Raw genomic sequence first — 19,795 nt, 5'->3', positions numbered from 1 at the left:
GTCGCCGCCAGAGAAGCAGCCTGGAATATCGGGTACGCGAACGCCGAAGGATGAATCGCCTTTATCAATAGCAACAGGGTATAACATTTAAACCTCCAGTAGGTGGGGCTTAAAGCCCCGCCTGTTTCTTACGCTGGCTGGTTAAAACGTTGCGCTTCTTCTTGAGAGAACGCCACCAGATCCCAGGCAAGCTCCTTACCATACTCATAACAGCTTAACAGTTGCGCCGCCTCCAGAATAGTTTTCAGGTGGTTAACAAAGTCTGTTTTGTCTACCGGGTACGTATTCTGCTTCGCTTTATGGATACGCTTAATTTCACCTTCTTCAAAGTAACGGTGCTGCGCGGCGACCGCTTCCTCGACGGTAGGGAAGCACCCAACATAAACGTTTTTACCGTTGCTGCTGGCCCATGCGCTGTAAGGGTTATATTTGCTCTTACGGTGGTAAACCATCTTTGGCAGGCATTCGCGGTGCGGAGCAACGACAATCGTAGGCTGTTTAACCTGACTGGCTTCGCGGTCAAGCAGATCCAGTACCCACTTGCGGAAATCTTTCGCTACCGGAGTGCGGGCGAACATGGCTATCAGATGTGCGCCGCGCAGGGAGAACACGCGCAAGGAGCGCACAAGGTTATTGTAACCCTTTGATTTTACCGATAACCTCAAATTGAGGTTCCCGGATTTTTCGTCACCGCCGTTGAACGTCAAATTGACATTGATTGACATGCATTGGGTAAACTCGTCAGCGTTTCGGTTATAAATCTGAGTTATTTTGTCGCCGCGTGAGTAATCTAGAGCTTTCGCCAGAGTAGCGGCAGTGAACCAGTATTTTCCTTCGTGCTGAACGGCTTCAAGGGTGTGTTTCTGGAAGGTGAAGAGTTGAAAGGTCATGATCTTTATCCTGTTTTATGGAGCAGATCACCACCGTTAAGGTCTCAATCTTGCGGGTGGTGAGACGTACAGGGTTGAGACTACCGGGATAACAGGAAACCGGCGAGCCTTACGGCTCCCCCGCACGCCCCACCATAGAAATAATAAAGGTGCAGGAAGCCGCAGACAATAAAAAAGACGCTGGCGCGTCTAATATCGCCTGTCATCACATCGGGGTCTCAATCCCGGTACCAGATTTTGCTGGTACCTTTTCAGCATACGGCGTGAAAATTGGTCGTGTCAATACAAACTCGTAAAAAATTACAAGTTCAGTTTTTATTGCTTTTGTCAACTGCTGCTAGTTCAAATTTTTCATGCAGGGATTTGGGGTATAGCTCCGTATAAACCTGCCATAAAACATTTAGTGAGCGATGGCCGGTGACCTGAGCCACTTCTTCGATACTGAATCCAGCCTCGAACAGGCGGCTTGCTCCTTCGCGGCGCAGATCGTGGTAGCGCAAGTCTTCAATGCCCAGGGCGTTCCTGACACGTTGAAAACCCGCCGTTACGGAACGGGAATTGTAGGGGAAAATTAACTCGCTGGTTTTGGGCTGGCGCTGCACTATGCTCCAGGCATCGCCGAGAAGTGGTACCAGCATGTGGTTACCTGATTTTTTGCGCGGATCTTTCCTGTCTCTGGCCAGTACGGCCCTTTGTTTTTCGTCCACGTCCTCCCATCGGATTTTGCACACTTCACCCACCCGCATACAACTGAGGATTGAGAAGTTCAGAATATCAACGAAGGGGATTTTTGCTGCGATGTGATCGCTTCTGGCCTCAAGCCCTGCAATCAATCTGTCTAACTCGTCGCTTACCGGACGGCGGCTGCGGCGCTTGGATTTGCCAATCAGCCCCATCTGGAGCAGTAGCGGTCTTGCATCGGTTGCAGGATTGGTTGTGTAGTCGATACCGCAGACAGGTTTGGCAGACGCCAGAACGGAAGAGAGATAACTTACATCGTGATTAACAGTGGAAGGGCCAGCACCAGCGCCGTTTCTCTGGCGGCAGTGTTCGATAACGTGGCTGGTTGAGAGGTCTGTAAGGGGGATTTCGGCTATGTCGCAGTCCAGTAGCATATCGAGGACATAGCGCTTTGTGCGGCCAGCTTTGCCACCTAGATTGGGGTCGCTAATATAGCGCTTTAGCAGGTCTCCAACGGTTATTTTGTTTAAATCGTTAGGATTCGGTATCCCTGACTGTTCGAGTTCGATTACACGTTTAGAACCCCATGTTTTCGCATGGGCTTGCTTTGTGAAGGTTTTACTTTCGCTATAGACCCTCTTACCGTCTTTCTTGATGCTAACGGAGCAGCGGTATCGAACCGTGCCATCTGCTTTCGCTCTTTTGTCTATGGTATAATACGCCATCTTAAGTATGTCCCATGTCAGATTTAGGCACTGAGGACACCAAATTTAAGGTGTCCTCAGTGGTGTCCTGATAAAGAAAAAATACGACATAAAGACTAAAGATGCACGAAAATAAAGAAACCCCAAACCTTCGCCAGAGCAGCGTAAACAGCGGCGTAGCGCCAAAATACAGCCCTTCACGGTTCAGCGTGGCCCCCATGCTCGACTGGACCGATCGTCACTGTCGCTATTTTCACCGTCAGCTTACTGGCAACGCACTGCTTTATACCGAAATGGTGACAACGGGTGCGATTATTCATGGCAAGGGTAATTACCTTGCATATAGCGAGGACGAGCATCCGGTTGCGTTACAGCTTGGTGGCAGCGATCCCGCCGCGCTAGCACAGTGCGCCAGACTGGCGGAGCAGCGCGGTTATGATGAAATTAACCTGAACGTAGGTTGCCCGTCAGATCGTGTACAAAACGGCCGTTTTGGCGCATGTCTGATGGCAGAGGCCGGTTTAGTTGCCGACGCCATCAAAGCAATGCGAGATGTGGTCAGCATTCCGGTCACAGTAAAAACCCGCATTGGCATTGATGAGCAGGACAGTTATGAATTTCTGACCCAGTTTGTTGGAACGGTGGCGGAGCGTGGCGGATGCGATACCTTCATCATCCATGCCCGTAAAGCCTGGCTTTCTGGGTTAAGCCCAAAAGAAAACCGCGAAATCCCTCCGCTGGATTATCCGCGCGTTTACCAGCTAAAACGCGATTTTCCGCACCTGACGCTGGCAACCAACGGCGGTGTGAAAACGCTGGAAGAGGCGAAGCAACATCTGCAATTCCTGGACGGTGTAATGATGGGCCGTGAGGCGTATCAAAATCCAGGTATATTGGCGCGGGTTGATCGTGAGCTGTTTGGACATGACGCTCCGGTTGCCGCTCCGGTTGCCGTAGTCCGTGCAATGTATCCTTATATTGAAGCTGAGCTGGCAAAAGGCACTTACCTTGGACACGTGACGCGGCATATGCTGGGCCTGTTCCAGGGAATTCCAGGAGCACGGCAGTGGCGGCGTTATCTGAGCGAAAATGCCCATAAACCGGGGGCTGATGTTCGCGTCCTTGAGGCGGCATTAGCGCGGGTGGCTGACAAAATTCCCCAGGAAGCCTGATCCAGGCTAACCAGCCTGAACAGGCTGGTTATTTACACCACTAACTGGTTATTTCCACCAAGCCACATTCCTTCTTTTTAGCCTTATTCCATATAAATCAAAACATTAAAGATTGGCATGCTTCTTGTAATAGCTATTGTTGGCTTATTAAGGAGCATTAATGTGGAAATTTTATTTGTGTTGGGGTTCTTCCTGATGCTGTTGTTCACCGGGATTTCATTACTGGGTGCGATTGCAGCCTTGGTAGTCGCAACCCTGGTGATGTTTGTCGGCGGTTTATTCGCTATTGTGATTAAGTTGTTACCCTGGCTGGTGCTGGCTGTCGTGGCGGTGTGGCTATATCGCGCCTTTTTCGGTGACAATAAGGGACGCTCACGTGCCAGGCTGAGACATAAAATCAGCAAGTGGGATCGTGATGGCTGGCGCTAAATGCGGAGGCGATCACAGACTTAAAGATTGCTTAGACCATTTTCGCAATTAAACATATTTTTTACTTATGTTTTCTGTCAGGATGAAACTCGTTGAGTCGAAACATATTCATCGCCGCTGTCCCTACACCAGCGCGAACTATAGAAAAAAACAAAATAAAGGGCTTCCTGTGGGAAGCCCTTTTCGCGTTTAACGATCAGGGAATCAGTAAGCTGGAGCCTTGTGTGGCGCGGCTTTCCAGCGTTTTATGTGCCTGGCTGGCATCTTTGAGAGCGAATTTCTGCTGCTCTGGCACATCGACTTTAATCGCTTTGCTGGCTAATAGCGAAAACAGTTCAGCGCTGGCGGTTTCCAGCTCTTCGCGGTTGGTAATATAGCCAAACAGTGAGGGCCGGGTGACAAACAGCGACCCTTTCTTGTTAAGAATGCTCAGGTCGATGCCGGTCACCGGACCCGAAGCATTACCAAAACTCACCAGTAATCCATGACGGCGTAGCGAATCCAGCGATGCTTCCCAGGTATCTTTACCTACAGAATCATAAACAACGCCTACTTTTTTGCCGTTGGTTAACGTGTTGATACGCTGAGCAATGTTCTCTTCCCGATAGTTGATGGTTGCCCACGCACCGGCATTTTTAGCCAGTTGCGCTTTTTCTGTTGAACCCACCGTGCCAATGAGATGCGCGCCTAACGCTTTTGCCCATTGGCAGGCAATCAGACCTACGCCACCTGCTGCGGCATGAAAAAGGAAAATTTCATCAGGTTTAACCTGATAAGTCTGGCGCAACAGATATTGCACCGTTAAGCCTTTCAAAAAACTGGCGGCACCTTGTTCGAAGCTGATTGCATCGGGCAGTAACATTAAGCGTTCTTCAGCGACATTGTGCATTTCGCTATAGGCGCCTAGCGCGGCCTGACAATACACCACGCGGTCGCCTGGCTTAAACCGCGTCACGTTTTTACCCACGCTTTTCACCACACCCGCCGCTTCGGTGCCCAGACCTGAAGGAAAATCTTTCACCGGATAAAGCCCACTGCGCACATAAGTGTCGATGTAATTGATGCCAATGGCTCTGTTTTCGACCTGTATTTCATTGTCAGCGGGATCGGCAAGCTCAAAGTCGATCCACTGTAAAACCTCAGGGCCGCCGTGTGCATTGAACTGGATACGCTTTGCCATTCTTACTCCTGTGATTGTTTCATCATGAGGGTGAGGCGCGCGCCACAACAAGGTATACTGGCGCGTCCTTACAAAAGATCGGTATTGCATTCACTATGGCAGGAAATAAACCCACCAACAAATCGAACGAAACGCATGATCGTCAGCTGGCAGGAGTGAAAATGCCCCCGCATTCGCTGGAAGCGGAGCAGTCGGTGCTCGGTGGGTTAATGCTGGATAACGAACGCTGGGATAATGTCTCCGAACGCGTCGTCGCCAACGATTTCTTTAACCGTTCGCATCGCCTGATTTTTTCTGAAATGCAGCGTTTGCTGGAAGAAAGCCAGCCGATTGATCTGATAACCCTTTCTGAATCGCTGGAAATGCGTGGCGAACTGGACATGGCTGGCGGCTTTGCCTATCTGGCGGAATTAGCCAAAAATACGCCAAGTGCGGCGAATATTGGCGCTTATGCGGATATTGTGCGCGAACGAGCCGTTGTACGTGAGATGATTTCTGTCGCCAATCAAATTGCCGACGCGGGTTATGATCCACAGGGTCGCAGCAGCGAAGACCTGCTGGATTTTGCCGAGTCCAACGTTTTTAAAATTGCGGAAGCCCGTGCAAACAAGGATGATGGCCCGAAAAACATCGAGCAAATCCTTGAAGCCACCGTTTCGCGTATCGAATCGCTGTACCAAACGCCACATGACGGCGTTACCGGGGTCGATACCGGTTATCAGGATCTCAATAAGAAAACTGCCGGCCTCCAGCGTTCAGATCTAATTATCATCGCGGCGCGCCCTTCGATGGGTAAAACCACGTTCGCTATGAATCTCTGCGAAAACGCCGCGATGTTGCACGACAAACCGGTGCTAATTTTTAGTCTGGAGATGCCCAGCGAGCAGATCATGATGCGTATGCTGGCGTCGCTGTCACGCGTGGATCAAACGCGTATTCGTACCGGCCAGCTTGATGATGAAGACTGGGCGCGTATTTCCGGCACCATGGGTATTTTGCTGGAGAAGAAGAACATGTATATCGATGATTCTTCCGGTCTGACGCCAACCGAAGTTCGCTCACGCGCGCGCCGTATTTACCGCGAAAACGACGGTCTGAGCATGATTATGATCGATTACCTTCAGCTGATGCGCGTGCCGTCGTTGTCTGATAACCGCACGCTGGAAATTGCTGAGATTTCGCGTTCGCTTAAAGCGCTGGCGAAAGAACTGAATGTGCCGGTCGTGGCGCTGTCACAGCTTAACCGTTCTCTGGAACAGCGTGCAGATAAACGCCCGGTGAACTCGGATCTGCGTGAATCAGGATCGATCGAGCAGGATGCTGATCTGATCATGTTTATCTATCGTGATGAGGTTTATCACGAAAATAGCGATCTTAAAGGCATCGCAGAGATCATCCTCGGTAAGCAACGTAACGGACCTATCGGGACGGTTCGTCTGACCTTTAACGGACAATGGTCACGCTTTGATAACTATGCAGGTCCGCAATACGACGACGAATAATCTTTTCTCTGTCACGTCATGCACGTTCTGTGCATGACCGTCACGCCATCAGAAAATAGTGTTGGACAACCCCGCCAGTAATCAGGTTATCTGTAACAAAGCGACGCTTATAACGCTCTGGAAGCAGAATGAACCACGTAGACGATTACGATCTTAAATTACTGACTTTATTGCAATCTAATGGCCGCCTGACTAATCAGGAACTGAGTGATTTGGTCGGCCTTTCGGCATCACAATGTTCACGCCGCCGCATCAACCTTGAGCAGGCCAACCTGATTCTTGGTTATCATGCACGCCTGTCGCCCGATGCGATTGGCCTGGGTATGGTTGGTTTGATAGAAGTGCGTTTGATTAATCACACCGCAGAATATGTTGAAAGTTTCCATCGTATGGTGGAGCAGGAAGAGGCCATTGTTGATGCGTATAAAACGACGGGCGATGCCGATTACCTGCTGAAAGTTGCGGTCTCTGATCTGCCTTCACTCAGCGCGTTAATCAGTCAGCTTGTCGCCGGGCATCAGAGCGTTTCTCACGTCAAAACCTCAGTGGTATTAGGTCGCCTGAAAGAGAACGGGTTGATGATCCCTGAATATCCGGCGCGCCAAAAGGGGGCGTAAGCGGTTTTTTCAGTGCACAATGACGTAAAATAATGCAAAAAACACGCAAGAAAAGGGGTTTTGCACATAAATCGGCGGTTATCGTTTGCTTGTATGCACAATGTTCTGAAGTGAATCGCTTTAATTATCAACGGAATAATTTCTGGCGTTGACCGTAGCAGAATAGTGCTGCCGGTCTGGTGTGTTTTTTGCACTTGAACGGCATCATTTGCAATGAGAAAACCCCTATGGATGAACGTTGTTCAACCTTCCCGTATTCCCCATTCCCGCATTGCAGATACGCTAGCGATTGTGATGGGCACTTTATGGTGTCTTTTGGCGTAATCCTGTTAAAGCAGGCGGGTGCCTTAACCGGTGGTACCGCAGGCATCGCATTTTAATAAGCTATGTGTCTCCGTTGTCATTTGGGAGCGCCTTCTTTCTGATTAACCTGCCGTTTTACTGGCTGGCTGTGCGCCGCATGGGCTGGGGATTCACGCTAAAAACATTCTGTGCGGTAGGCCTGGTTTCACTGTTCAGCCATTTGCATCCGCTGTTTATTCATTTTTCCCGTCTCAATCCGTTTTATGCGGTATTGTTCGGTAACGTGATCATGGGGATTGGGTTTATAGTGTTGTTTCGTCATAAAGCCAGCCTCGGTGGCGTCAATATTCTGGCACTCTGGCTACAGGATCGTTTTGGTATCCGCGCCGGAAAACTGCAGATGGCCGTCGATAGCTGTGTGGTGCTGGCTTCGCTATTTGTGGTGAACCTGCCAGTATTCTCGCGTCGGTTGCAGGTGCGGTGATCCTCAATCTGATTATCGCCATGAACCATCGTCCGGGACGATACGTGGTTTAATGACAAACTGTTACCCGCTTACTAAGACTAATCATGGAGATCTGCACCGTGTTTCAAAACGTTGATGCTTATGCTGGCGATCCGATTCTGTCGTTGATGGAAGCCTTTAAACAGGATCCACGTGAACATAAAGTTAACCTGAGCATCGGGCTCTATTACAACGAGCAGGGCATTATCCCTCAGCTGCAGGCTGTCGCTGAGGCAGAAGAACAGCTGCATGCCGAACCGCAGCAAGTCTCGCTGTACTTACCGATGGAAGGCTTAAATTCTTATCGTAACGCAATCGCGCCGCTGCTGTTTGGCGCCGAACATCCGATGTTGAAAGCCGGCCGCGTTGCGTCTATTCAAACGCTGGGAGGATCCGGAGCGCTGAAAGTTGGTGCCGACTTCCTGAAGCGTTACTTTCCTCAATCAAACGTCTGGGTGAGCGATCCGACCTGGGAAAACCATATTGCCATTTTCAGCGGTGCGGGTTTTGAGGTGAACACCTATCCATGGTATGACACTGAAACTAACGGAGTACGGTTTGACGCGTTTATCGACAAACTAAAAACGCTGCCAAAGCAAAGCATTGTGCTACTGCATCCTTGCTGCCATAACCCAACCGGCGCTGATATGACTAACGCGCAGTGGGATGAAACCACAGAAGTGTTAAAAGCGCAGGAACTGATCCCGTTCCTTGATATTGCTTATCAGGGTTTTGGCGCGGGGATGGAAGAAGATGCTTACGCCATTCGCGCCATTGCAGCAGCGGGTTTGCCTGCGTTGATAAGCAACTCGTTCTCTAAAATCTTCTCGCTTTACGGCGAGCGCGTCGGTGGATTGTCGATCGTTTGTGATAGCGCCGAAGAATCCAGCCGGGTACTGGGCCAGCTGAAAGCGACCATACGTCGCAACTATTCCAGCCCGCCTAATTTTGGCGCACAGGTTGTCGCGCGTGTGCTGAATGACGATGCGCTGAAAACCAACTGGCTGGCAGAAGTTGAAGCGATGCGCCTGCGGATTATCGACATGCGTAGAGCGCTGGTACAGGTTTTGAGCACGGCATTACCGGGGCAAAACTTTGATTATTTGCTGAAGCAGCGTGGTATGTTCAGCTATACCGGACTCAGCGCCCAGCAGGTGGATCGCCTGCGCGAAGAGTTCGGTATTTACTTAATCGGTAGCGGCCGCATGTGCGTCGCCGGACTGAACAGCCATAACGTCCATCAGGTTGCAGAAGCCTTTGCTGCGGTGATGTAACGCTGGGCAGGCATGAAAAACCGTCGCTAATATGCGGCGGTTTTTTTATAACGTCAAATGGCATCCGTCATCGGGACCGCTACCCGATTATGGTCACGGAACATAATCTGATCTGAATACTGTTTTAGCCGGCAACAAGCGAGCGCCGTTTTTAATTTCCCTGTGGGGTTTACCTTTCCCTGACATGTTGCACACTTAAACGATGTCATCCATTCAGGGAAAAAGCATGTGGTATCAACAAACCTTAACGCTGAGCGCGAAATCACGCGGCTTTCATCTGATAACCGACGAGATTGTCGGCCAGCTGCCTGAGCTGCCCAACATCAAGACGGGACTGCTGCATTTGCTGTTGCAGCATACATCGGCGTCTTTAACGCTGAATGAAAATTGCGATCCCACAGTGCGTAGTGACATGGAGCAGCATTTCATGCGCTACGTTCCGGAAAATGCACCCTATCAGCATGATTATGAAGGGCGTGATGATATGCCTGCCCATATTAAATCATCCATGTTAGGCGTTTCACTTATGTTGCCGATCCAGCATGGACGATTGGTGCTGGGCACCTGGCAAGGCATTTGGCTGGGAGAACATCGCATACATGGCGGCGCAAGGCGCATAGTCGCCACCTTACAAGGGGAATGAGGATGAATACTTCAGAGTTATTGAGCTACTGCATGAACAAACCGGGTGCAGAACAAAGCGTACAAAGCGGCTGGAAAGCCACCCAGATAAAAAGTAATGGCATCCTGTTCGCCATGGTGCATGAAGTGAAGGGGTGTCCGGCGGTATCGTTGAAATCCACCCCTGCTTTAGCCGATCTGATTCGTGAAGAACACGCTGATGTTTTTCCCAGTGAGCATCTGAATAAATCGCACTGGAACACGCTGTTTCTGGATGGGTCGCTAAAAGATTCGCAGATTTACTATCTGGTCGATGCTTCGTTTCAGCAGGCAGACAACACAAAGTAGACGCGAAACCCGGTCCTCGCCGGGTAAATAAGCGAGGGCCGGTGATCTGCTGTAACCCATTAAGCGGCGGATTCCTCACGCAACGTATTGATGTCAATAACGAAACGATACTTTACATCGCTTTTTAACATGCGCTCATAGGCTTCGTTGATCTGATTTATCGCAATCAGTTCAATATCAGATGTGATGTCATGCTTACCGCAGAAATCCAGCATCTCTTGCGTTTCAGCAATGCCGCCAATCAGTGAGCCAGCAATGCTGCGGCGTTTAAAGATCAGATTAAATACCTGCGGTGCCGGATGATCATGTTCTGGCGCACCCACCAGCGTCATGTTGCCGTCGCGTTTTAGCAGGGCGATGAAGGGGTTCAGATCGTGCTGAGCCGCCACGGTGTTAAGGATAAAATCGAAACTGTTATTGTGCTGCGCCATTTGATCGGCATCTTTCGAGATCACCACTTCATCGGCACCTAAACGTTTACCATCTTCAATTTTTGACGGCGAGGTAGTGAACAGAACGACATGTGCCCCCATCGCGTGAGCTAATTTCACGCCCATATGACCTAAGCCGCCCAGCCCGACAATACCGACTTTTTTACCCGGACCGACATTCCAGTGACGCAGCGGTGAATACGTGGTAATGCCTGCACACAGTAACGGTGCGACTCCCGCCAGTTCCAGGTTTTCTGGAATGCGCAGCACAAAGTTTTCATCCACAACCATTGCGGTGGAGTAGCCACCATACGTGATAGCACCGGTTTCGCGATCTTCACCGTTATAGGTGCCGACAAAACCGTTTTCACAATACTGCTCCAGACCTTCCTGGCAGCCTAGACAGCTACGGCAGGAATCAACCATACAGCCAACGCCAACCAGATCACCTACTTTATATTTCTGAGTATGTGCACCGACTGCGGTGACGCGTCCGACAATTTCATGGCCTGGTACAACTGGAAAAATGGTATTTTTCCATTCGTTGCGCGCCTGATGCAAGTCAGAGTGGCAAACGCCACAATACAAAACGTCGAGTTGCACATCATGTGCACGGAGTTCGCGCGGTTTGTAATCGAACGGTGCAAGTTTGGATTTCGCATCCTGAGCAGCGTACGCATGCGTGATATTCATGGTGTCTCCAGTTTCGATGTGTCGTGAGTGTTTTGAAAGGCATGCAGCAGGACAAATCCGCTGCAAACAGAGCGACGCGAAGGGCGTGCCAAAGATGAACCGCTTAAGCATAGTCAGGGAAGCCTGGGGCGTATATGCCTATACATGTCTGAATCTTGCCTGATTCTGCATTTCTCTGGCTGATTGGGCAGCCAAAAAATAAGGCCCGCATAAAGCGGGCCGGACAGGATTATTTCTTCAACAAGGGCTTAAGGAAACGTGCGGTGTGGGATTTCTTACACTCAGCCACCGTTTCCGGTGTGCCGGCAACTAGAATTTCGCCACCACCACTGCCACCTTCTGGACCAAGATCGACTATCCAGTCTGCCGTTTTGATAACGTCCAGGTTGTGCTCAATCACCACGATGGTATTACCCTGATCGCGTAACTGATGTAGCACTTCCAGTAGCTGCTGAATATCGGCAAAGTGCAGGCCGGTGGTGGGTTCATCAAGGATATACAGCGTCTGGCCCGTACCACGTTTTGACAGCTCGCGCGCCAGCTTCACGCGCTGTGCCTCACCGCCGGAAAGCGTGGTCGCTGACTGTCCCAGGCGGATATATGACAGGCCAACATCCATCAGCGTTTGTAACTTACGCGCCAGCGCCGGAACAGCATCGAAGAATTTACGCGCTTCTTCAATGGTCATCTCCAGCACTTCGTGGATACTTTTGCCTTTGTATTTAATTTCCAGCGTTTCGCGGTTATAGCGTTTTCCTTTGCACTGGTCGCAGGGCACATAAATATCGGGCAGAAAGTGCATCTCAACCTTCAACACGCCATCGCCCTGGCAGGCTTCACAGCGACCGCCGCGTACGTTAAAACTGAACCGGCCCGGATTGTAGCCACGTGAACGTGATTCCGGCACGCCGGCAAACAGTTCACGTACCGGCGTAAAAATACCGGTATAGGTTGCCGGGTTAGAGCGTGGAGTACGCCCAATCGGGCTTTGATCAATATCGATAACTTTATCGAAATGCTCCAGACCGTTAACTTCACGATAAGGCGCTGGCTCGGCGATGGTTGCGCCGTTGAGCGCACGCTGGGCAATCGGGAACAGCGTATCGTTAATCAGCGTTGATTTACCTGAACCGGACACACCGGTAATACAGGTAAACAGACCGACCGGCAGCGTTAACGTCACGTCTTTCAGGTTATTACCGCGCGCACCGGTAACTTTCAGCACTCTGGCGGGATCGCCTTTTACCCGCTCTTGCGGTACGGAAATTTCACGCTTGCCGCTCAGAAACTGGCCGGTAAGAGATTTTTCCTCCGCCATGATTTCATCAACCGTACCCTCAGCCACTATCTGACCGCCATGCACGCCTGCGCCAGGACCAATATCGATCACGTGGTCAGCAGCACGAATCGCATCTTCATCATGCTCAACCACAATGACTGTATTACCAAGATCGCGCAGGTGGATCAGCGTACCGAGCAGGCGTTCATTATCACGCTGATGTAAACCGATGGATGGCTCATCCAGCACATACATCACGCCGACTAACCCGGCGCCAATCTGACTTGCCAGACGGATACGCTGTGCTTCACCACCGGACAGCGTTTCCGCTGAACGCGACATGGATAAATAATTCAGGCCGACATTTACCAAAAAACTCAGACGATCGCTGATCTCTTTCAGAACTTTTTCAGCGATTTTGGCGCGCTGGCCGCTTAGCTTCAGATTCTCGAAAAAAGACATGGCGTGGCCAATGCTCATTTCGGAGATGGTCGGCAGTGTGGTGTTTTCAACGTAAACGTGTCGGGCTTCGCGACGCAAACGCGTGCCCTCGCAGCTGGCGCAGGCACGATTGCTGATAAACTTCGCGAGTTCTTCACGCACTGCTGATGACTCGGTCTCTTTATAGCGGCGTTCCATATTATTCAGCACGCCTTCAAACGGATGACGGCGCACCGAGGTATCACCACGATCGTTGATATATTTGAATTCGATACTCTCTTTGCCAGAACCGTACAAAATGACTTTTTGCACGCTGTCTTTCAGGCTACTGAATGGCGCTTCAATGTCGAAACTGAGATGTTCGGCCAGTGAGCGCAGCATCTGGAAATAATAGAAGTTACGGCGATCCCAGCCGCGAATTGCCCCGCCTGCCAGCGACAGCTCGGCATTTTGTATCACCCGATCGGGATCAAAATACTGCTGTACGCCTAAGCCATCACAGGTTGGGCAAGCTCCGGCTGGGTTGTTAAAGGAGAACAGCCGTGGTTCCAGTTCACTCATGCTGTAACCACAAACCGGGCAGGCGAAGTTAGCCGAGAACAGCAGCTCTTCCGTTGCAATGTCATCCATATCGGCGACGATTGCGGTGCCGCCAGACAGCTCCAGCGCCGTTTCAAACGATTCTGCCAGACGTGTTGCCAGATCTTCACGCACTTTGAAGCGGTCAATGACCACTTCAATAGTGTGTTTTTTTTGCAGTTCAAGCTTCGGTGGATCGGAGAGATCGCACACTTCACCATCAATACGCGCACGGATATAACCCTGTGTCGCCAGGTTTTCCAGTGTTTTGTTATGCTCACCTTTACGATCTTTCACCACTGGTGCCAACAGCATCAGGCGGCGACCTTCAGGCTGGGCCAGCACCTGATCAACCATCTGACTGACTGTCTGTGCTGCCAGTGCAACGTCATGATCCGGGCAGCGGGGTTCGCCCACACGAGCAAACAGCAGGCGCAGATAATCATGAATTTCAGTGATCGTGCCGACGGTTGAGCGCGGGTTGTGTGACGTAGATTTCTGCTCAATAGAGATGGCTGGCGACAGCCCTTCTATATGATCGACGTCCGGTTTCTCCATTAAGGAAAGAAACTGGCGCGCATAGGCAGAGAGCGACTCCACATAGCGGCGTTGGCCTTCCGCATACAGCGTATCAAACGCCAAAGAGGATTTACCGGAACCTGAAAGGCCGGTTACCACAATGAGTTTGTCACGCGGGATGATCAGGTTGATGTTTTTCAAATTATGGGTGCGGGCACCACGAACTTCGATCTTATCCATTCACCTTTCCCGGATTAGAAGCACTCTCCGTGCCTTGCCGACACGGTCAGAATAAACGCATCATTATGGCACAAAAAATAGCCTGAATAAATATCCAGTACTTCTTTGCTTTTTGGCGAAGCAATGTTCAAAATTGGAAGCCTGCTCGAAAGTGGGAACAGCATTCAGGACGTGTTAGAATTAACCGTTTAGACTTTTAGCATTAACTCATCGGGAGACAGCAACATGGCCAGTCGTGGCGTTAACAAAGTGATTCTTGTCGGGAATCTGGGTCAGGATCCGGAAGTGCGTTATATGCCAAATGGTGGCGCTGTTGCCAACATTACGCTGGCTACGTCGGAAAGCTGGCGTGACAAACAAACCGGTGAAAACAAAGAAGTTACTGAATGGCATCGTGTCGTGCTGTTTGGCAAGCTGGCTGAAGTGGCCGGTGAATATCTGCGTAAAGGTTCGCAGGTTTATATTGAAGGTCAGTTGCGCACCCGTAAATGGCAGGATCAAGGCGGCCAGGATCGTTACACCACCGAAGTTGTCGTTAACGTTGGCGGCACCATGCAAATGCTGGGTGGACGCCAGGGCGGTAATGCAGGCGCACCAGCAGGGGGGGGCCAGCAGAACAACAATAACGGTTGGGGGCAACCTCAGCAGCCGCAGGGCGGCAATAATCAGTTCAGCGGCGGCGCGCAGTCACGTCCGCAACCGCAGAGCGCACCGGCAAGTAATAATAACGAGCCGCCAATGGATTTTGACGACGATATCCCGTTTTGATCCTTGTGTACGCATAGTCATTCCCTCTGCTAAAAGGCCCGGTCAGCCGGGCCTTTTCTGTTAATACCCTTCCGCCAAAATTCAGCAGCTCAGCACAGGTCGCTCGTCGCCGCATAATGCGTCAATGGCTGTTCTGTTTACCCTTCACCCTGTTGTTTGAACAACTCTTCAGCGCTGGTCCAGGTGCCGATGCCCATCGGCTGTTATGATCAGAGCTTGCCCCCAGATTTAACAGGGGTATCGACACAGTAAGCGGTTGCGCAAACATATATGGCAAACACAACGTAACGAAGAGGGACGACATGCAGGCGTTGCGGTCATTTCTCTGCGAAAACGATCGCGCCCAGTTTCAGCAATTAACGACATTACCGGCTGCAGGGCGCTATCAGGCCATCATTTCCCGCTATACGTTTGAATTGTATACTCCTAAATCACTTGATAATGGCGCTAATGAATCGGGCATGCAGCGCTGTCGCCATCTGCTACAGGCAATTCCTTCGTCATTTCGCCACACTGTGCGGGTTTCTCTATAAAGGAAGAAAAAATGTTTGCTGGCGTAATGTTTGCCCTTACCGCAGGTTTGATGTGGGGATTGATTTTTGTCGGCCCGCTGCTGGTGCCGGATTATCCCGGCACGCTTCAGTCTGCGGGGCGTTATGTGGCATTTGGCTTGATTGCATTGCCGCTGGCCTGGCACGATCGCCAACGCCTGCGCAAACTGGCCTCTGCCGATTGGCGTGAAGCGCTGAAACTCTCTCTGGTCGGAAATTTGCTCTATTACGCTTTTCTTGCCAGTGCGATCCAGCGTACCGGTGCGCCAGTATCAACCATGATTATCGGCACATTACCCGTGGTTATCGCAGTGACAGCCAACTGGCGTTACGGTCACCTTGAAGGGCGACTTTCCTGGCGACGCTTAATTCCTGCATTAATTGTTATCGCGGCGGGGTTGTTATGCGTAAACGTGGCAGAGTTACATGGAAAGGAAGCAGGCTTTGCATTCGGTCGCTACCTGACAGGCATTGCACTGGCGATCATGGCCGTCGTGTGCTGGACATGGTATCCGCTGCGTAATGCTCGCTGGTTGCGTACGCATCCACAGCTCAGGCCATCAACCTGGGCCACAGCGCAGGGTGTAGTCACATTGCCGCTGGCGTTAATCATGTATGGCTTCGTCAGTGTACAACTCACCTGGCAACGCCCCGACTTTGATTTACCTTTCGGCCCTCATCCCGGCGTATTTGTTCCACTGATGCTGACCATTGGCTTACTGTGCTCATGGCTGGGAACCTTATGCTGGAATGCTGCCAGTCAGCGTTTGCCAACCGTATTAATGGGGCCATTAATTGTCTTTGAAATCCTGTTTGGGCTGTTATGGACATTCCTTTGGCGCCAGAGCTGGCCGCCGTTGCTAACCATAACGGGCATTTTTTGTCTGATGGTGGGCGTGATTTGGGCCATGCGTATTAAGCCTGAAGCGCAGGTGGCTGAAATTAAGATCTGAGCATTCGCGCTGGCGTAATAAAACCTGACAGCGCGACTCGCTGATTTTGCTGAATTTTAAGAATTTACCGCCTCTCTTTTCCGCCTGTAGCGGCGAATTTTTCACCTTTTTTCTGTTCTTTATGCGGTTTCTTCATATTCTTCGCGCTGCGAAAACCTTTGCAGGGTGGGTTTTAAGCCTGTCTAAAATTTCTGTCGGGGATGTTTTGCAGCTGACAGGTGCTTTAAAACCTCTCTTTTAATCATTGGTAGGGTAAAAATTTAGCAGCCAGCAAGGCTGAATCCGCTCCCTTTGTCCCTGTTTAACTCTCGCTGCTGCCTTTTTACGGTTTTCTGAGCTTGATAAAACAGCGGGTTAAACCAGTTTTTATTTCAGTTAAAAGAGAATTACGTCAATAAACTGCCGCTTCGTTTTTAATTAAAGGTTAATTTCCAGAATCTGATGTGAATATTTTTAGCGCATAAATTCCGCTTAACGCATTAAAGTGATAAGCATCTATAAACTGTTCTTTTTGGATTATTCCTGGTGAAGTCTGTAACTTAACAGCTAGCGGTGGGTGAATTTTCGGCAATATAAAATTCGTGTAGATCCAGGCTAAACTGAGAAAAAACAAATGCTGTTTTTTTAACTTGTTTAAGTCAGCTTAACAGAATTGTCTGTGTTTAGTTCCGTTGATTAGCAGGGCTGATTAAATATTTAAGAAGCACCAATCTCATCGAAATGAGATTGGGCGGGGGGAAAGTTGCGTAGGAAGCGAGACTTTTGCTGTTGCGAATCAATTTTACCGCAAAAAAAGAAGCTTAACCGCAAAACCATTCATTAGTAATTAATGGTGCGGAAAGAGTAGCCACAAATGTCCTGTTAAATGATCTTCATCTCTTCTGGTAAGAACAAATCTCAGCTTTAAGTCCAGTAAAAGCGGTAGCATTGAGTTTAACGATTTTCTGTTCCTGACGGATAATGATAAACGCTACGGCTAATATCCAGTAAACGGCAGCTGCGGCGGGTTCCGATGTCAAAAGTACTCTGTAAAAAGTTGACGGCCTGACGCTTTTCATTGGTGGTAAAGAAGTTTTTCAATACGCTTTGTAGCATCTCCTTATCTGAGTGGAGCACCTGTAGTTCGCGGGTAAGATTCTGTAGTTTCTCTTCCAGCTCCTTGATCTTTCTTCCTTCTTTTGACGACAGCCCAGAAAACTTCTTCTTCCAGCTATAGAAGGTTGCTTCAGAGATGCCAAGCTCTTCACAAATCTCCCTGACTTTAACGCCTGATTCAGAAGCTTTAATGGCATTTGTGATTTGATCTTCGCTATATCGTGACTTTCTCATAAATGCGCTTACCTTTCTTATCGATTAATGGATGAGAATGACTTTAATAAATCCTGGCACTGCAAGTATTCTATTAATACAGTATTAAAGTGCTCGAATTGAATTGCGAAGGTTAAATTAAGATATTTGGAAGAAATATCATCATGGGATAAATCTTATTTTATTCCGATCGGCTTAGCACGCCTTCCTGGAGAAGGGATTTTGATATAGATTCATCACATCCCAAATACGAAAAAAATACTACGTACATTGGATATTTAGTATAACGAGCTTGATTAATATGCTGATTAAGTCTCTTAAAATACTGCGGTCATTTCAGCTTGAAATCGTTTCCACATCAAGTTATTCGCACCAAATATAATAAGAATTATCCTGAAATGATTCTCCGAAACATGCTCTTATTCTCATTTTTCGGACCAGTTTGGTTTGAAACTTTTAATTTTCGCCAGGTCCACTGAGCGCTTATTAATTCGTTACAGGGACGTTGTACCGAAGCGGTTGTAGTTCAGTAATGCTAAGGAAGAATCGATGAAATTGAGCGTAATGTCTAATGCCGCCTGGATGATGTCTGAGAAAATCATCTCTGTATTTGGCGTCATATTTGTGACTTCTTACGTGGCTAAATCATTTGGCCCAACAGTGTTTGGTCAAATGGCGTTCTCAACCTCTTTATTTGCAATGGTGCAAACCGTTGCGATATTCGGTACTGAAACCATTCTTTTTAAACGCGTCAGTAAAAACGCGTCTAAAGGGCTGCGCCTGATGACCATTGCGCGCACGCTGCGGATGGTTTTATTGCTTCTGACTTCCGTTCCCGTGCTGATCTGGGTCTGGTACAACATGCAGGAAAATTTCCTGGCATTTGCACTGGCCTCATTTGTTGCGTCCGTTTTCGTCACACAAGACACTTTTAGCGTTTATAACAATGCGCGCCTTGCCTCGCGGCTAAACACCATTGCTAATGCCGTTGGCATGTTGCTGAGCTTTACGATCAGTTTTGTTATCGCCTGGCTGCGTCTCAATCCGCTGTGGCTGACGCTGTCTATTGTGGCGGTAACGCTCGTGCCATACGTCATCAAGCGCTACAACTTTTATCGTGAGCATCAGGATCAGATGCCACCACGCGAAAAGCGTACCGCCTATCTGCGCTATTTAATGTACGCCGGCCTGCCATTAGCGATCTCCAGCATCTTTATTTCGGTGCAGGTTAAAAACGCACAAATGTTCCTGGCGGGCATTGCATCAGCACGTGATCTCGGCCTGTTCGCCGCTGCAAATACCATTTCGGCTTCGTGGATTTTCATCCCCGTAGCGCTGATTACGTCGTGCTTTAGCGAGATATTCAGAGAGCGCGGTGATGTCGCTATTAAGCTGGCAGCACGGCTGAACGGCTATGTCATGGGTGTGTCATTGATGATGCTGCTAATCATTTCGCTATTCGGCGAGCGGATCATCATTGCTTTATACGGTTCGGAATACACACAGTCAGGAAGTCTCATTACGTTGCTGTCGATTGCGACCAGCTTTTCGGCTATGGGGACTGTAGCCTATCGCTACATGGTAAAAGAAGGGGGTTTTAACTATTTGTTGAGGAAAATCATCTGTTTGATGGTCATCAGCGTGCCGCTTTCCTGGTGGTTAATCCAGGGCTACGGCATCATGGGGGCCGCGTGGAGCGTTTTCCTGTCAGAACTCTTGTCCCTTACCGTAATGAATTACTTCTTCAAGAACGGCGTCATTCAGAAGATTCAAGTTTCCTCACTCAACTACAAAACCTACAAATGAG

At 49.6% G+C, this 19,795-nt stretch carries 18 protein-coding genes and 1 pseudogene; 12 read left to right on the top strand and 7 right to left on the bottom strand.

The window, feature by feature from the left end:
- From QRY16_RS13560 to QRY16_RS13550, 3 genes are all read right to left on the bottom strand, one after another.
- The coding region (locus QRY16_RS13560) for a type II toxin-antitoxin system HicB family antitoxin (protein ID WP_289776956.1) at positions 1 to 87 on the bottom strand (87 nt) is incomplete at its 3' end.
- 41 nt (positions 88 to 128) lie between these two features.
- Complete coding sequence (locus tag QRY16_RS22145) at positions 129 to 890, bottom strand: BRO-N domain-containing protein (protein ID WP_289776955.1); 762 nt, start codon at positions 888 to 890, stop codon at positions 129 to 131.
- Between the two features lie 308 nt (positions 891 to 1,198).
- Positions 1,199 to 2,296: a site-specific integrase gene (locus QRY16_RS13550; RefSeq protein ID WP_289776954.1), complete on the bottom strand. Its 1,098-nt coding sequence runs from the start codon at positions 2,294 to 2,296 to the stop codon at positions 1,199 to 1,201.
- A 101-nt stretch (positions 2,297 to 2,397) separates the two neighbouring features.
- On the opposite strand from QRY16_RS13550, the gene dusA reads away from it, so the two are divergent.
- A complete protein-coding gene (dusA, locus tag QRY16_RS13545; RefSeq protein WP_289776953.1) occupies positions 2,398 to 3,447 on the top strand; it encodes a tRNA dihydrouridine(20/20a) synthase DusA in 1,050 nt (349 codons plus the stop codon).
- Positions 3,448 to 3,609: 162 nt separating this feature from the next.
- The gene (pspG, locus tag QRY16_RS13540; protein WP_289776952.1) at positions 3,610 to 3,876 is read left to right on the top strand and encodes an envelope stress response protein PspG; all 267 of its coding nucleotides are present in this window, start codon (positions 3,610 to 3,612) and stop codon (positions 3,874 to 3,876) included.
- 196 nt (positions 3,877 to 4,072) lie between these two features.
- Here pspG and QRY16_RS13535 read toward each other — a convergent pair whose 3' ends face one another.
- Entirely contained in the window at positions 4,073 to 5,056 is a 984-nt protein-coding gene (locus QRY16_RS13535) for a quinone oxidoreductase (protein WP_289776951.1), read from the bottom strand.
- Positions 5,057 to 5,151: 95 nt separating this feature from the next.
- Here QRY16_RS13535 and dnaB point away from each other — a divergent pair, with 95 nt between their 5' ends.
- The 6 genes and pseudogenes from dnaB (at position 5,152) to QRY16_RS13505 (ending at position 10,226) form a co-directional block, all read left to right on the top strand.
- On the top strand, positions 5,152 to 6,558 hold the full coding sequence (gene dnaB, locus QRY16_RS13530; RefSeq protein ID WP_289776950.1) for a replicative DNA helicase: 1,407 nt from the start codon (positions 5,152 to 5,154) through the stop codon (positions 6,556 to 6,558).
- 128 nt (positions 6,559 to 6,686) lie between these two features.
- Positions 6,687 to 7,175 (top strand): Lrp/AsnC family transcriptional regulator, encoded by a 489-nt coding sequence (locus QRY16_RS13525; RefSeq protein WP_193405830.1) that lies wholly within the window; start codon positions 6,687 to 6,689, stop codon positions 7,173 to 7,175.
- 231 nt (positions 7,176 to 7,406) lie between these two features.
- Positions 7,407 to 8,015: pseudogene (locus tag QRY16_RS13520) on the top strand (YitT family protein).
- A 48-nt stretch (positions 8,016 to 8,063) separates the two neighbouring features.
- Positions 8,064 to 9,257: an amino acid aminotransferase gene (locus tag QRY16_RS13515; RefSeq protein ID WP_289776949.1), complete on the top strand. Its 1,194-nt coding sequence runs from the start codon at positions 8,064 to 8,066 to the stop codon at positions 9,255 to 9,257.
- Between the two features lie 226 nt (positions 9,258 to 9,483).
- Positions 9,484 to 9,900 (top strand): secondary thiamine-phosphate synthase enzyme YjbQ, encoded by a 417-nt coding sequence (locus QRY16_RS13510; RefSeq protein WP_289776948.1) that lies wholly within the window; start codon positions 9,484 to 9,486, stop codon positions 9,898 to 9,900.
- 2 nt (positions 9,901 to 9,902) lie between these two features.
- Positions 9,903 to 10,226 carry an MmcQ/YjbR family DNA-binding protein gene (locus QRY16_RS13505; protein ID WP_289776947.1) on the top strand — a complete coding sequence of 108 codons (324 nt, stop codon included), beginning with the start codon at positions 9,903 to 9,905 and terminating at the stop codon, positions 10,224 to 10,226.
- Between the two features lie 59 nt (positions 10,227 to 10,285).
- Here the strand turns inward: QRY16_RS13505 and QRY16_RS13500 are convergent, their stop codons facing one another.
- Positions 10,286 to 11,350, bottom strand: a complete 1,065-nt coding sequence (locus tag QRY16_RS13500; protein ID WP_289776946.1) for an NAD(P)-dependent alcohol dehydrogenase — start codon at positions 11,348 to 11,350, stop codon at positions 10,286 to 10,288.
- 229 nt (positions 11,351 to 11,579) lie between these two features.
- Positions 11,580 to 14,408, bottom strand: coding sequence for an excinuclease ABC subunit UvrA (uvrA, locus tag QRY16_RS13495; protein WP_193405835.1), 2,829 nt, complete (start codon positions 14,406 to 14,408; stop codon positions 11,580 to 11,582).
- Positions 14,409 to 14,633: 225 nt separating this feature from the next.
- On the opposite strand from uvrA, the gene ssb1 reads away from it, so the two are divergent.
- From ssb1 to QRY16_RS13480, 3 genes are all read left to right on the top strand, one after another.
- Positions 14,634 to 15,176, top strand: coding sequence for a single-stranded DNA-binding protein SSB1 (gene ssb1, locus QRY16_RS13490; protein WP_193405836.1), 543 nt, complete (start codon positions 14,634 to 14,636; stop codon positions 15,174 to 15,176).
- A 302-nt stretch (positions 15,177 to 15,478) separates the two neighbouring features.
- The gene (locus QRY16_RS13485; RefSeq protein ID WP_289776945.1) at positions 15,479 to 15,709 is read left to right on the top strand and encodes a hypothetical protein; all 231 of its coding nucleotides are present in this window, start codon (positions 15,479 to 15,481) and stop codon (positions 15,707 to 15,709) included.
- An 11-nt stretch (positions 15,710 to 15,720) separates the two neighbouring features.
- Entirely contained in the window at positions 15,721 to 16,680 is a 960-nt protein-coding gene (locus tag QRY16_RS13480; protein WP_193405837.1) for a DMT family transporter, read from the top strand.
- A 933-nt stretch (positions 16,681 to 17,613) separates the two neighbouring features.
- On the opposite strand, the gene QRY16_RS13475 is transcribed toward QRY16_RS13480, so the two are convergent.
- Positions 17,614 to 18,009, bottom strand: a complete 396-nt coding sequence (locus QRY16_RS13475) for a transposase (protein WP_193405838.1) — start codon at positions 18,007 to 18,009, stop codon at positions 17,614 to 17,616.
- Between the two features lie 528 nt (positions 18,010 to 18,537).
- Here QRY16_RS13475 and QRY16_RS13470 point away from each other — a divergent pair.
- The gene (locus QRY16_RS13470) at positions 18,538 to 19,794 is read left to right on the top strand and encodes an oligosaccharide flippase family protein (RefSeq protein WP_289776944.1); all 1,257 of its coding nucleotides are present in this window, start codon (positions 18,538 to 18,540) and stop codon (positions 19,792 to 19,794) included.
- The last annotated feature ends 1 nt before the right edge of the window (position 19,795 follow it).

This window comes from Mixta mediterraneensis (assembly GCF_030283135.1).
In the GTDB taxonomy this organism is placed as follows: Bacteria; Pseudomonadota; Gammaproteobacteria; order Enterobacterales; family Enterobacteriaceae; genus Pantoea; species Pantoea mediterraneensis.
The sequence above is the reverse complement of the archived record's forward strand: the minus strand, read 5'-3'. Positions and strand labels throughout refer to the sequence as shown.